Genomic DNA, 13,005 nt, shown 5'->3' with positions numbered 1-13,005 from the left:
ATTTTTGTGATCAATAGAAAACGGGGCTTCCCGCCTTTTCAGTCAAACCTGAACTCTTCCATACGCAATCCATGAAATTGCTGCGCATAGTACTTAAAGTTATCGGAGTATTCCTGCTCTTGCTGGTGGTCGCCATCGCTACCATGATCACAACCATGGATGATACGCCCTATCAGCAAATGGCCTATTACAAAGAATGGAAAGCGCTCATCGGCGGTGTGAAACCCGACACTGGCAGTGCTTCGGGCACATTACAAGCTGGTTGGGCGAAGGTCAATATCACACCGGCATCGCCAACGCCGACTGCCGGATACGGTAACCGCAGAGGTAGGCAATACACCGCCGTGCACGACTCCGTATATGTACGTGCGATGGTGATTGATAATGGTCATACCAAAGCTGCGATCATTGCTGCCGACCTGCTTATTATTCCACCGACGGTGATCAAAGCATTGCGCGAGCGGCTCAAACCCAGCGATATTCCTTTTGAACAGATCTATTTCGGCGCCACGCACAGCCATAATAGTATCGGCGGGTGGGGAACGGGTGTTTCGTCACTGTTCTTTTCGGGGAAATATGATCCCGCCATCGTGGAAAACCTTGCAAATGCTATCCACAAGGCCATTACCGAGGCACAAAGTAAGGTGGAGCCTGTTCAACTCAGCTATCTGGAATCGCTCGATTCGCTTGATATCCGTAACCGGTTGGTAGGAGAGGAGGGAGGCATCGACCCAGAGATACGTTCAGCGGCATTCGTTACACGAAATGGGCAGAAGGCTATTCTGAGTTCTTTCGCGGCGCATTCCACAGTTTTGAATTCCAAAAATATCGTCCTCTCGCGTGATTACCCGGGCGCGCTCGTGGATTCGTTGGAAAAAGGCCGGTACAATTTTGCGATGTACATGGCCGGCGCTGTAGGCAGCATGGGACCGATTGAAAAAGGTACCGATGACTTCGATGAAGTGAAAAACCAGGCGTTCGGTGTTCAGAATGCATTGTTGTCCACTAATACAAAAAAGGAAGACTCGAAGGATGCCATTGTGGAAACCCTTACTTTGCCGCTTCCCCTCCGAGCGCCGTCTCCGAGACTGACGATGAACATCGTGCTCCGCTCATGGGCATTCAAAAAAGCGTTCGGTGAATACCCGGTGTTTGTAAAAGCGTTGCGGATTGGTAATATTCTGATGGTAGGTATGCCGTGCGACTTTTCAGGGGAGCTTACAGCCAGCCTCGATGCCTATGCCAAAACCAAAGGCCTGAACCTGATGGTAACCAGCTTCAACGGCGGCTACATCGGCTACATAACCCACGATAAGTATTTCAACCGCGATTTATACGAGACTAAAACCATGAGCTGGTACGGGCCGTACAATGGTGCCTATTTGCAGGAAGTGATTAAAGATATTATTGATAAATTATCCTAAACCGTAACTAATGATGAGAACACTTGCAGGCCTCTTTTTCGCATTACTGAGCCTTTCTTCCATGGCCCAGAAACCCGTTCGCCTGGCGGTAGCGGGGCTCAGCCACGGTCACGTCGGCTGGGTTTTTAACCGTAAAGACAAAACCGATATTCAATTGGTAGGAATCTGGGAAACCAATCCCGATCTGGTAAAGCAGTTTACAGAGCGCTATAAACTCGATCCGAAGCTGTTTTATTCAGACCTTAATAAAATGCTCGACGAGACGAAACCGGAGGCTGTTTCAGCCTTTGGGGCGATCAATGAACACGTGGTAGTGGTGCGTGCCTGTGCACCGCGGAAAGTGAATGTAATGGTGGAAAAACCGCTGGCAACGACGTTTGCCGATGCAAAGGAAATCCAGAAACTGGCCACGCAGAACAATATCCAGGTTTTGACTAATTATGAAACATCCTGGTACGCAAGCAATCAGCATGTGAACCAGCTGATTCAGGAAGGTAAATTGGGTGAAATCCGGAAAGTAATGGTCAATGACGGCCACCAGGGGCCAAAGGAAATAGGGGTCAGCAAGGAATTTTTTGCGATTTTGACTGATCCGGTAAAAAACGGCGCAGGTGCATTGGTCGACTTTGGTTGCTATGGCGCAAATCTGATGACCTGGCTCATGAAAGGTGAGCGGCCGATTTCAATTACGGCTGTCACGCATCAGAACAAGCCGGATATTTACAAGAACGTCGACGATGAAGCATCTATTATTCTGCAATATCCCAAAGCGCAATGCATTATTCAGGGCTCCTGGAACTGGTCATTCGCGCGGAAGGACATGGAAGTGTACGGCAATAAAGGTTACGCTGTGGCTGTAAACCCGACCGTCGTGCGTCAACGCCTGCAAGAAAAAGCACCTGAGGAAACACTCAAACTTGATCCGCGTCCTGCTCCTTACACTGATCCGTTCTCAGTGCTGGCCGATGTAGTGCAAGGCCGCCTGAAACTCGACCAGAACGACCTGTACGGACTGCCGGTGAATGTGACCGTCGTAGAAATACTTGAAACAGCCAAGGAGGCTGCCAAAACGGGTAAAACCATATTCTTAAAAAAATAAATAGTACCTATGGAGCCCAGGCCCGTCAGTTTTTCTCAGACTACTCTTACCGAATTGATGATTCCGTCCTATGCCAACTTTGGAGGGAAAATACATGGCGGCATTCTTCTCTCACTGATCGACAAAGTCGCATATGCGTGCGCGTCGAGGCATGCAGGGACGTATTGTGTGACGGTTTCGGTGGATGCCGTGGATTTTCTGGAGCCTGTGGAAGTCGGTGATCTGGTTTCATTGCACGCGTCGGTCAACTATGTCGGACGGACTTCACTGGTGGTCGGGATACGGGTGGTGGCGGAGAATGTACGCAACCGCACCGTAAGACATACAAATACATCCTATGTAACGATGGTGGCCAAAGACGACGATAACAAGCCGACGGTCGTGCCCGAATTGCTGCTGGAAAACGAAGATGACGCCAGAAGGTTCCTGGAAGCGATCAAGCGCAGGGAGTTAAAGGAGAAGTACCGTGATGCATTCGACAACGCTAAAACACGCCTCGATGTGTCCGATGATCTACACAAGCTTGATAACCAGCGTTGCGTGATCGGGTATGATACGGACGTTTAATAGGAATGTTTAAAGAAAGCAAATCACATTTTGCTGTCAGCCTGAGCGCAGTCGAAGGCGGTCCTTACGACATCATAGATGTGCCTCGACTACGCTTCGACTATGCTTCGACTACGCTTCGACTACGCTTCGACTACGCTTCGACTACGCTCAGCGTGACGGATTTTCGTTAAAATCCAAACAATCCACCGCCGCTTTTCCGGGTACTGCTTTTTTTGCCAAACAGCATTCCAAAAACGCCGCGTACAACCTCTCGCCCTATCTGCTTGGCAAGAGGGGAATTCAGTGCATCAGAGATCATGCTCGTTTGCTCTTTTTCTTTCTTCGCTTCCGTCTTTGCCTGCACTTCCGCTTCCTTCACCTCAGCCTCCTTACGCGCGTGTTCTTCCATTCGTTTGGTCAGAATTTCGTAGGCACTTTCCGGGTCGAGGGGGTCTTTGTATTTCGCATACAAATCCGATTGCTGCACGTGCTGGTCATAGTCAGCCTGCACCATCGGCCCCATTACGGAAGCCGGAGGCATGAGATGTGTTGCTGCCACTTCGGTAGGGATACCTTTTTCGTTCAAAACAGTGATCAAAGCCTGGCCGATACCTAATGTCGTCAGCAGCCGGTCAATGGAATAGAAATCCGATTTCGGATAAGTTTTGACGGTTTGTTTCAAGCCTTCGGCGTCCTGCGGCGTGAATGCACGGAGCACGTGCTGCACACGGTTACCAAGCTGGCCAAGCACCGATACCGGCACATCCTGCGCCATTTGGGTACAAAAGAAAATTCCCACGCCCTTGGAACGGATTAGTCGGACCACTTGCTCGATCTGTTCGAGGAATGCTTTTGGAGCGTCTTTGAAAAGTAAATGCGCCTCGTCGAGGAAGAATACCAACTTAGGCTTGTCCAGATCACCGGCTTCCGGTAGTCTTTGATATAATTCTGCTAAAAGGCTGAGCATGAATGTCGAGAACAAGGCAGGTCTGTCCTGTACGTCGGACACGTTCAGTAAGCTGATCACACCCTGTCCGTCGACTTTGTTAATAAGATCGGAAATATCGAACGAGCGTTCCCCGAAAATACTACCGACGCCCTGTTGTTCCAATGCAACGATTTTCCGGAGAATCGTGCCCGCCGTGGAAGCGGAAATGGTACCATAATCAGCTTTGATTTCCGCGGCGCCCGGGCCTTCGGCGAGGTAGTTGAGGACTTTTTTCAAGTCGTTCAGGTCGACCATCGGCAAATCCTTGTCATCGGCATATTTGAACAGGATAGCGAGTACGCCGGCCTGTGTTTCGTTTAGTTCAAATATTTTGGAAAGCAATATCGGCCCGAATTCGAGCACGGTAGCCCGCATTTGCGCTCCTTTTTTGCCACTCAATGAATATAGTTCAACAGGAAAGCCTTTGGGCTCGAAAACGGTGCCGAGTATTTGCGCACGTTCTTCGAGGGCTGCATTGGTTTTTCCGGGCTGTGCAATGCCCGAAAGATCGCCTTTGATGTCGGACATGAATACCGGCACGCCCGCTGCGGAAAGCTGCTCGGCAAATACCTGCAGGGTACGCGTTTTACCAGATCCGGTAGCCCCGGCAACCAGTCCGTGGCGGTTCATCATGCGCAAGGGAAGGTTCACGCGGGCCTCGCCTATGATCTCTCCCTCGAGAATAGCCGACCCCAAATGAATTACAGGTTTGTCAGTTTGATAAGATTTCTGAATTGCTGCAATAAATTGTTCTTTCTTTGACACAGGAAATACGGGTTATGGTTTGATGAAAGGTTAATTTACAAATTTTAAATGTTTCAGGAAGATTACAAGTCGGGTGGAAGAAATTTGTGAAATAATAATCTTTGAGGAAATAATATTACTTTTTGTATATCCTTGTATTTGCAAAATTTTATTAGGTATTTTGGTATGATCGCCTAATGATTATTCTGATTTACTATTTCTAGGAACATTACTTTCCGCTTATGTTGAGTCGAGTTGCGAATTCTATTTACTGGATGAATCGTTACATGGAACGGGTTGAGAACTATGCCCGTTTCGTGGGAGTTAATTTTAACCTGGCCCTGGATCTCCCGCCCGATGTGGACGAACAATGGGAGCCGCTTCTCATCGCAACGGCCGACCACTTTTTGTTTTACAAATATTACGATAAGCCTACGAAAGAGGATGTTATCCATTTTATGACATTCGATAAGCGTAATCCCAACTCGATCATCAGTTGTCTCTACGAGGCCCGAGAGAACGCGCGGACGATCCGTGAAACGATCTCGAAAGAGATGTGGGAAAGTATCAACACGTTTTACCTGGCCATCAAGGGAACGTCACCCGATGATTTTCGGAATATGGACCATATGCAGGCATATTTTACCGACATCCGTAAAAATTGCCAGCTTTTCCACGGCGTGGTCGACTCGTCCATTACACGTAATGAAGCCTGGCATTTTGGACGGCTGGGCCGGCACATCGAGCGGGCCGACAAATGCTCTCGCTTTCTGGACGTAAAATATTTCACCTTATTACAGGATTCGGGCACTTCGGGCTCTACACTCGACCTCATGCTCTGGACCGCGGTGTTGAAATCGGTGAGTGCCTATAATATGTACCGTCAAACGCACCGGGCGCTGACGCCGATGAATATCGTGGCATTCCTGATCCTCGACAAACTCTTCCCGCGTTCAATCGCCTATTGCGTGCGGCAGGCGGAGCTTTCGTTGTATGCTATCGCGGGTTCTATTCCCGAGCGCGGCTACACCAATCCTGCGGAGCGTGTTTTGAGCAAGATTCGCAGCGAGCTTGAATTCACGGACGTAGAAGATGTTTTTAAAATGGGCTTGCACGAGTATCTCGATAAATTCCAGATCAAGAACAATGAAGTAGACAATAAACTCTTTGATATGTACTTTGGTTTGGAAACAGGGCAGTCGCAAAGCCAGAGCCAGGGGCATTTCAAAAGCCAATGGATGAACTGATCAAACTTTCATATCTTAGCGACCCTATCATCATTGAGCTGTGTAAGACATGACATATTGCCTGGGTATCAAAGTCGCATCCGGCCTGGTGGCCATTGCGGATACGCGCCTTACTTCCGGAACAGAGGTTTCAACCAATAAAAAAGTATCTGTTTATCAGTCAGAAAAGCATTCGATTTTTGTAATGACCTCGGGTCTGAGGTCGGTGCGCGACAAGGCAATTACCTATTTCAAGGAAGTCCTCGAAGAACGGGACACTTCATTTGACAAGCTTTACAAAGCCGTTAATGCATTGGGTCAGCAGGTCAGGCGGGTAGCCGAGGAGGACCGGTTCGCCCTGAACAATGCGGGGCTGGTGTTCAACCTGTTCGCCATCATAGGCGGGCAATTGGAACACGATTCAGAACACAAGCTTTTTCTTTTATATCCCGAAGGCAACTGGGTGGAAGTAGGCGACGGGTCGCCGTTTATTATCATCGGAAACTCGGGTTATGGGAAGCCGCTGTTGTACCGGAGCCTCAAATTCGATTCGTCGATGCAGGATGCATTGAAGATTGGGTTCTTGTCGTTCGATTCTACAAGAGTAAGTTCTAATGACGTGGATTACCCGATAGATATCGTCATGTACGAAAAAGATTCTTTCCAGCTTGTAGAGCATCGTTTTGAAAAGGATGACCTGGATTATGTGGGTAAGCAGTGGAGTGCGTTGCTAAGCAACTCAGTACAGAAATTATCGCTCGAATGGATGGATCCGGTGTTCGGTAAAATGGGGGAAATTTCGAAGGCGTAACCTTTGAAATAAGTTCGCTAACAGATATTATCGCCAGTTTTCCGGTAAATCAATGAAGCCGTTAGCAGGCGGAAGGTATAAGTCCAGAAACTCAATTGTTGTTTTTTGTTTGTAGAAAAAGCTCATTACGGTGTGGGAATTTAGTATTTTTGCAACTAAACATAAAGAGGAATTCTAGATCGTGACGTTAATTAAATCTATCTCAGGAATCAGGGGAATCGTGGGTGGAAAATCGGGTGAGGCGCTGACTCCGATTGATGTTGTTAAGTTTGCTGCTGCATACGGGACATGGGTGAGGCGTACTAATCCACAAAATTTGAAGGTCGTGATCGGCAGAGATGCCAGGCTTTCCGGTGAAATGGTAAGTCGCCTGGTAGCCGGTACTTTGCAGGGTGTAGGGCTTAATGTGCTCGACCTGGGCCTTTCGACTACACCTACTGTCGAGATAGCCGTGGCAGCGGAAGGTGCGGCGGGCGGTATAATCCTTACGGCAAGCCACAATCCAGTTCAATGGAATGCCCTCAAACTTCTCAACAACGAAGGAGAATTCATTTCCGAAGCGGAAGGCGCGGAAGTGCTGCGCATTGCCGATCAGGAAGATTTTATTTTTCCCGATGTCAAAAAGTTGGGAAGCTATTCTTCTGACAATACATATCTTCAAAAGCATATTGATCACGTGTTGTCGTTGTCGCTCGTCGATGTGGAAGCGATCAAGAATGCCAATTTTAGGGTAGTAGTCGATGCGGTGAACTCAACTGGTGGCATTGCGGTGCCACAGCTACTGGAAGCCCTGGGCGTTGATCCGAAAAATATCAAGAAACTGAATTGCGAGCCTACGGGCAATTTCGCGCATAATCCCGAGCCGCTTCCCGAGCACCTTCACGACATCAGCAAAGAGTTGAATAATGGCTCTTACCAGCTCGGTATTGTCGTCGATCCGGATGTGGACAGGCTGGCGCTTATGTGCGAAGACGGAACGCCATTTGGTGAAGAATATACTTTGGTAGCCGTTGCGGACTATGTTTTGAAACACACCCCGGGTAATACGGTTTCGAATCTGTCATCAACCGCAGCTTTGCGCGACGTCACTATTAAAGCTGGTGGAGAGTACCTGGCATCGGCGGTGGGCGAAGTAAATGTGGTGAATGCGATGAAATCCAATAATGCGGTGATCGGCGGTGAAGGCAATGGCGGGGTGATCTATCCAGCGAGCCATTACGGTCGTGATGCGCTGGTAGGAATTGCATTGTTCCTCACGCATTTGGCAAAATCGGGCAAAAAAGCTTCTGGTTTGAGAAGAGCGTACCCAAATTATTATATTTCTAAAAATAAGATCGAGCTCACGCCGGAGATCAATGTTGACAATATTCTCGACCGTATCCAGAGCCGCTATTCCAAACAGCCGGTAAATACTGTCGATGGCGTCCGCATTGAGTTCGACCGCGAATGGGTACATTTGAGAAGGTCTAACACCGAACCTATTATCCGCATTTACTCGGAGTCGGAAACGCAGACGACTGCCATTAACCTTGCCAATAAAATCATTTCGGATATCAAGGAAATCATCTCGGAACCGAAGAAATAATTAAGCTGTTGCTAGCTAATATGGGTCACTTGTTGTCTGAAAGACGATAAGTGATCTTTCTAATTTTATATCCCAATGAAAGTCTATCTGGACAATGCGGCTACAACGCAGCTGGACCCCGAAGTCCTGGAAGCCATGCTGCCGCTGATGACCGAACAATTCGGTAACCCCTCTTCCATTCATTCATACGGCCGTGCCGTTCGTTCATCCATTGAGCGTGCCCGAAAAAGTATCGCGGGAATCTTGAATGCAGCGCCGGCGGAGATCTTCTTCACATCCGGTGGAACCGAGGCCGATAATACGGCCATTCGTTCAAGCATCGAAACGTTTGGCATTCAACACGCCATCACCTCTCGTATCGAGCACCACGCCGTGCTGCATACCCTCGAACATTTGAAGAGGACCGGGCAGATCGAGCTGAGTTTTGTGAAATTGAATGAAAAAGGGGAGGTCGATCTGGAACATCTGGAAGCATTACTGGCTTCGAAGCCCCGCTCACTGGTTTCGCTTATGCATGGTAACAATGAAATCGGCAACCTCCTCGACCTGGAAACTGTTGGTGATCTTTGCGAAAAATACGACGCGATTTTCCACAGCGATACCGTGCAGACAATGGGCCATTACCGCCACGACCTGCAAAAGCTGAAAACCAATTTTATCGTTGGCGCAGCGCACAAGTTCAATGGGCCGAAAGGCATTGGGTTCTTGTACGTTCGTCCGGGTACCAAGATCAATCCGTTCGTACACGGAGGGGCGCAAGAGCGTAACATGCGCGGGGGGACGGAGAATATCTACGGAATTGTAGGTCTGGCGAAGGCACTAGAGATTGCTTACCGCGATATGGACGCACACCAGCAACATATCGAAGGCCTGAAAGAACGTATGATAGGCAAATTGAGAGAGGGAATTGAGGGGGTAATTTTTAATGGCAATTCGGAAGAACTTGGTAAAAGCCTTTACACGGTTCTGAGCGTAAGCCTTCCACCGTCTGATATCAGCGATATGTTGCTGTTTAACATGGACATCGCCGGAATCGCCGTTTCTGGCGGCAGCGCGTGTTCAAGCGGCACCGATATTGGCTCACACGTCTTAAACGAGCTCAGGATCGATGAAAACCGAGCCAATGTGCGTTTCTCTTTTGGGAAATACAACACCGAAACCGACATCGATTACGCAGCCGAGACGTTGATCGGCCTTTACAAGAAAGAAAGTATTATCTTATAGAATAAGGCATCGGCTTATAAAAGCCAAAACCCGGCCCCTGAATCAGGCGGTCGGGTTTTTTACGATATCTTCGAGTGCTTCCACCCAAATATCGCTGTCGTTGAGACTTTCGACAAGCTGCCAGTGCTGGCCGCCTTCTTTTTCGAACAGCTCTTTATATTCTTCTCCTACTTCAATCGTCGTTTCGAGGCAGTCGGCTACGAAGGCAGGTGAAAATGCCAATGCGCTTTTAACGCCTTTTTTAGTCAGTTCCGGGATCACCTCGTCGGTATAAGGTTTGATCCACGGATTTTTGCCCAATCTCGATTGGAAGCAAGTCGTGTATTTGCCTTCCGGAATACCCAATCCTTTGACTAAAAGACGCGTTGTTTCAAAACATTGTGCTCGGTAGCAATGCTGGTTGCGGTAATCGAGCTTGTCGCAGCAGCTGCCGAACTGGCAAAAACTGCCGGTAACATCGCCCTTCGTGATCTGCCGCTCGGGCAGGCCGTGGTAGCTGAACACGAAATGGTCGTAATCGCGCGTCGCCATATATTTTTTACCTAAATCCACAAAACCCTTGATGAACTTTGGGTGTTCCAGGAAACGGTTTACAAAGCGGATTTCAGGCAAAACTTCCCAGTCCTTCACGACACGCATTACCTCCTTATACACTGAACCGGTCGAAGCCGAGGCATATTGTGGGAAGAATGGCACGACGATGATTTCGGTAAGGCACTCTTTTCGCAATGCTACTAATGCCTTCTCAATGCTCGGGTTCTGATAGCGCATCGCGAGCTCGACAATGTAATCCTCACCCAAAACCTTCTGTAACTTGTCTTTTACCGAATAGCCGTAGGTTTTCAATGGTGAGCCATCGGGCCGCCAGAGCTGTTTGTAAACTTTCGCGGACTTCGGCGCGCGGAAAGGAGCAATGATGAGGTTGATCAGAAACCAGCGGTTGATATACGGAATATCTATCACACGTTCGTCCATCAAGAACTCGCGCAGGTATTTGCGTACATCAGGAACTGAAGGGCTGTCGGGCGTTCCGAGGTTCACAATCAGCACACCGGTTTTACGGACTTCGTCGAGAGTTGTTGAATCAGAGGGTTGAGCCAATGTAGTTGTACTCATTTTATTAACAGTTTCATGAGAGAAAGCCAGCCGCCGGGCGACCGCTTCTTTTTGTATTTCAGTCTTGCAAAAATAGCAATTACAGTCCTAACAAGACCTCTTTCAATGCAGCCTGCGCCGACCATTCGCGGTTGGCAGCCTGTTCGATAACCAACGACCGAGGGCCATCGAGCACTTCATCGGCCACTTTCATATTGCGGCGAACGGGCAGGCAATGCATGAACTTGCCATTGTCTGTCGAAGCCATTTTCGCCTCGGTGATCATCCAGGAAGGATCGTTGTTCAAAACCTGTCCGTAGCTGTTGTAGGACGACCAGTTTTTGCCGTATACAAAATCCGCGCCTTCAAGCGCCTTATCCTGATCGTAAATAACCTGGCCTTTGCCCACAAATTCAGGCGAAAGATCGTAACCTTCCGGATGCGTGATCACGAGCTCTACTTCCATCGGGTTCATCCATTCGCAGAACGAATTCGCTACTGCCTGTGGCAATGCCTTGAAATGCGGAAGCCAGGTCAGCACCACTTTTGGACGCTGTTTCAACTTAAATTCTTCGATTGTAATGCAGTCGGCCAGCGATTGCAGCGGGTGCCGCGTAGCTGATTCCAGGTTCACGATCGGAACCTGCGCATATTTTTCGAATTGTTGAAAAACGATTTCCGAATAATCCTTCTCCCGATCCTGTAAACCTGCGAAAGAGCGAATGCCGATGATATCGCAATAACTGCCAATTACCGCCGCCGCTTCCTTCACGTGCTCTGCCTTGTCACCGTTCATGACTACGCCTTCTTCCATTTCCAACCCCCAACCATCCTGTCCGACATTCATGGTGATCACATTCAAGCCAAGGTTCTGAGCAGCTTTTTGGGTGCTGATCCTTGTCCTCAGACTCGAATTAAAAAACAACAGGCCTATCGTTTTGTTTTTCCCAAGCCCCTGGTCCGCAAACGGATCCTTTTTGGCTGCGATGCCGCTGCTGATGAGCTGAGGGAGATCGGTGACGTCTTTAATGGAAAGAAAGTGTTTCATTCAGGTTAAAATTTCGGAGATAGGTGTTCCTATTCTCAACTATGGCAAGGATGGTATTAGTTCAAAAAAATCAAACGGCTGTGAGAGATACTTCCTTTTTCAGGGCCTCAAGGAAAAGGTCGGCTTCCGTTTTACCCAATGCGAGCGACGGCAGAAGGCGGATTGTGTTCGCACCAGCTACGCCTGTGAACATTTTGTGTTCAAACAAAAGCTTGTTACGTAGGTCCTTCACCGGGAAATCATATTCGATCCCTATCATTAGTCCACGACCTCTGAGCTCCTTATAACCGCCGATCGCCTTAATGCCTTCCAGCAAATAATTACCGATCTCAGCCGCATTTGCAATCAGGCTTTCTTCTTTCATAATGTCCAGGACAGCCACACCTGCCGCGCAAGCCAGATGGTTTCCGCCGAATGTGGTTCCCAGTAAGCCGTAGCTGGCTTTGAATTTTGGAGAAATTAAAATCCCCCCGATCGGGAAGCCATTGCCCATACCTTTCGCCATCGACATAATATCTGGCTGAATGCCGCTAAACTGGTGGGAGAAGAATTTACCGGTCCGGCCGTAGCCGCATTGCACGCTGTCGAGGATGAGGATAGCGCCGGTTTCGTCGCATTTGCGTCTCAATGTCTGTAAAAACTCGTCGGTACAAACATTGATACCGCCCACACCCTGAATGCCTTCCACGATGACAGCGCAAACTTCGTCGGTAATGCCTTCGGAAGCGGCTGCCGTATCATTGAATGGTAGGAACGTCACATGCTCCTTGTAATTCACAGGCGCAACGATCGACGGATTGTCCGTAGCCGCCACCGCCCCTGCGGTCCGGCCGTGGAACGATTTAGTGAAAGAAATCACTTTCGTTCTGCCATTATGGAAAGAAGCCAGTTTCAGCGCATTCTCATTCGCTTCCGCGCCTGAGTTGCATAGGAACAGTTTGTAGTCCGGGTAACCGGAAAGCTCACCCAGCTTTTCAGCCAGTTCTTCCTGCAAAGAAATTTTTACGGAATTGGAGTAAAAGCTGATTGCATTCAATTGCTTCGTCAGCTTATCCACATAATAAGGATGGCAATGGCCCACCGAAATCACCGCATGTCCGCCATAAAGGTCGAGGTACTTGGTACCATGCTGATCCCAGAGATAGCTTCCTTCGGCTTTAACGGGTTCTATATCGTAAATGGGGTAGACGTCAAATAAGTGTGACATTGTTT

At 48.7% G+C, this 13,005-nt stretch carries 11 protein-coding genes; 7 read left to right on the top strand and 4 right to left on the bottom strand.

Annotated features, from left to right (window positions below):
• Positions 1 to 71: 71 nt before the first annotated feature.
• The 3 genes from LZD49_RS16030 to LZD49_RS16020 are packed head-to-tail and all read left to right on the top strand — an operon-like array spanning position 72 to position 3,090.
• The gene (locus tag LZD49_RS16030; protein WP_234668589.1) at positions 72 to 1,424 is read left to right on the top strand and encodes a neutral/alkaline non-lysosomal ceramidase N-terminal domain-containing protein; all 1,353 of its coding nucleotides are present in this window, start codon (positions 72 to 74) and stop codon (positions 1,422 to 1,424) included.
• Between the two features lie 13 nt (positions 1,425 to 1,437).
• Complete coding sequence (locus tag LZD49_RS16025; RefSeq protein WP_234668812.1) at positions 1,438 to 2,523, top strand: Gfo/Idh/MocA family protein; 1,086 nt, start codon at positions 1,438 to 1,440, stop codon at positions 2,521 to 2,523.
• A 9-nt stretch (positions 2,524 to 2,532) separates the two neighbouring features.
• Positions 2,533 to 3,090, top strand: coding sequence for an acyl-CoA thioesterase (locus LZD49_RS16020; RefSeq protein ID WP_234668588.1), 558 nt, complete (start codon positions 2,533 to 2,535; stop codon positions 3,088 to 3,090).
• Between the two features lie 169 nt (positions 3,091 to 3,259).
• On the opposite strand, the gene LZD49_RS16015 is transcribed toward LZD49_RS16020, so the two are convergent.
• Positions 3,260 to 4,825 (bottom strand): helicase HerA-like domain-containing protein, encoded by a 1,566-nt coding sequence (locus tag LZD49_RS16015; protein ID WP_234668587.1) that lies wholly within the window; start codon positions 4,823 to 4,825, stop codon positions 3,260 to 3,262.
• 221 nt (positions 4,826 to 5,046) lie between these two features.
• On the opposite strand from LZD49_RS16015, the gene LZD49_RS16010 reads away from it, so the two are divergent.
• The 4 genes from LZD49_RS16010 to LZD49_RS15995 all read left to right on the top strand — a co-directional run bounded on the left by LZD49_RS16010 (position 5,047) and on the right by LZD49_RS15995 (position 9,650).
• The gene (locus tag LZD49_RS16010; RefSeq protein ID WP_234668586.1) at positions 5,047 to 6,051 is read left to right on the top strand and encodes an alpha-E domain-containing protein; all 1,005 of its coding nucleotides are present in this window, start codon (positions 5,047 to 5,049) and stop codon (positions 6,049 to 6,051) included.
• 49 nt (positions 6,052 to 6,100) lie between these two features.
• Positions 6,101 to 6,841: a peptidase gene (locus tag LZD49_RS16005; RefSeq protein WP_234668585.1), complete on the top strand. Its 741-nt coding sequence runs from the start codon at positions 6,101 to 6,103 to the stop codon at positions 6,839 to 6,841.
• 181 nt (positions 6,842 to 7,022) lie between these two features.
• On the top strand, positions 7,023 to 8,426 hold the full coding sequence (gene glmM, locus LZD49_RS16000; RefSeq protein WP_234668584.1) for a phosphoglucosamine mutase: 1,404 nt from the start codon (positions 7,023 to 7,025) through the stop codon (positions 8,424 to 8,426).
• Positions 8,427 to 8,501: 75 nt separating this feature from the next.
• Complete coding sequence (locus tag LZD49_RS15995) at positions 8,502 to 9,650, top strand: cysteine desulfurase family protein (protein ID WP_234668583.1); 1,149 nt, start codon at positions 8,502 to 8,504, stop codon at positions 9,648 to 9,650.
• A gap of 42 nt (positions 9,651 to 9,692) precedes the next feature.
• On the opposite strand, the gene hemH is transcribed toward LZD49_RS15995, so the two are convergent.
• The 3 genes from hemH to LZD49_RS15980 all read right to left on the bottom strand — a co-directional run bounded on the left by hemH (position 9,693) and on the right by LZD49_RS15980 (position 13,000).
• On the bottom strand, positions 9,693 to 10,766 hold the full coding sequence (gene hemH, locus LZD49_RS15990; protein WP_234668582.1) for a ferrochelatase: 1,074 nt from the start codon (positions 10,764 to 10,766) through the stop codon (positions 9,693 to 9,695).
• Between the two features lie 79 nt (positions 10,767 to 10,845).
• Positions 10,846 to 11,793 (bottom strand): N-acetylornithine carbamoyltransferase, encoded by a 948-nt coding sequence (locus LZD49_RS15985; RefSeq protein ID WP_234668581.1) that lies wholly within the window; start codon positions 11,791 to 11,793, stop codon positions 10,846 to 10,848.
• A 70-nt stretch (positions 11,794 to 11,863) separates the two neighbouring features.
• Positions 11,864 to 13,000, bottom strand: coding sequence for an aspartate aminotransferase family protein (locus tag LZD49_RS15980; protein ID WP_234668580.1), 1,137 nt, complete (start codon positions 12,998 to 13,000; stop codon positions 11,864 to 11,866).
• Between the last annotated feature and the right edge of the window lie 5 nt (positions 13,001 to 13,005).

Origin of the sequence: Dyadobacter sp. CY261 (assembly GCF_021440085.1) — a bacterium.
Lineage (GTDB): Bacteria > Bacteroidota > Bacteroidia > Cytophagales > Spirosomataceae > Dyadobacter.
The sequence above is the reverse complement of the archived record's forward strand: the minus strand, read 5'-3'. Positions and strand labels throughout refer to the sequence as shown.

Bases quoted from the DNA above. Each gene is read 5' to 3' on its own strand.
- LZD49_RS15995 (WP_234668583.1), top strand. From the start codon at position 8,502: ATGAAAGTCTATCTGGACAATGCGGCTACAACGCAGCTGGACCCCGAA.
- LZD49_RS15985 (WP_234668581.1), bottom strand. From the start codon at position 11,793: ATGAAACACTTTCTTTCCATTAAAGACGTCACCGATCTCCCTCAGCTC.
- LZD49_RS16030 (WP_234668589.1), top strand. From the start codon at position 72: ATGAAATTGCTGCGCATAGTACTTAAAGTTATCGGAGTATTCCTGCTC.
- LZD49_RS16010 (WP_234668586.1), top strand. From the start codon at position 5,047: ATGTTGAGTCGAGTTGCGAATTCTATTTACTGGATGAATCGTTACATG.
- LZD49_RS15980 (WP_234668580.1), bottom strand. From the start codon at position 13,000: ATGTCACACTTATTTGACGTCTACCCCATTTACGATATAGAACCCGTT.
- LZD49_RS16020 (WP_234668588.1), top strand. From the start codon at position 2,533: ATGGAGCCCAGGCCCGTCAGTTTTTCTCAGACTACTCTTACCGAATTG.
- hemH (WP_234668582.1), bottom strand. From the start codon at position 10,766: ATGAGTACAACTACATTGGCTCAACCCTCTGATTCAACAACTCTCGAC.
- LZD49_RS16025 (WP_234668812.1), top strand. From the start codon at position 1,438: ATGAGAACACTTGCAGGCCTCTTTTTCGCATTACTGAGCCTTTCTTCC.
- LZD49_RS16005 (WP_234668585.1), top strand. From the start codon at position 6,101: ATGACATATTGCCTGGGTATCAAAGTCGCATCCGGCCTGGTGGCCATT.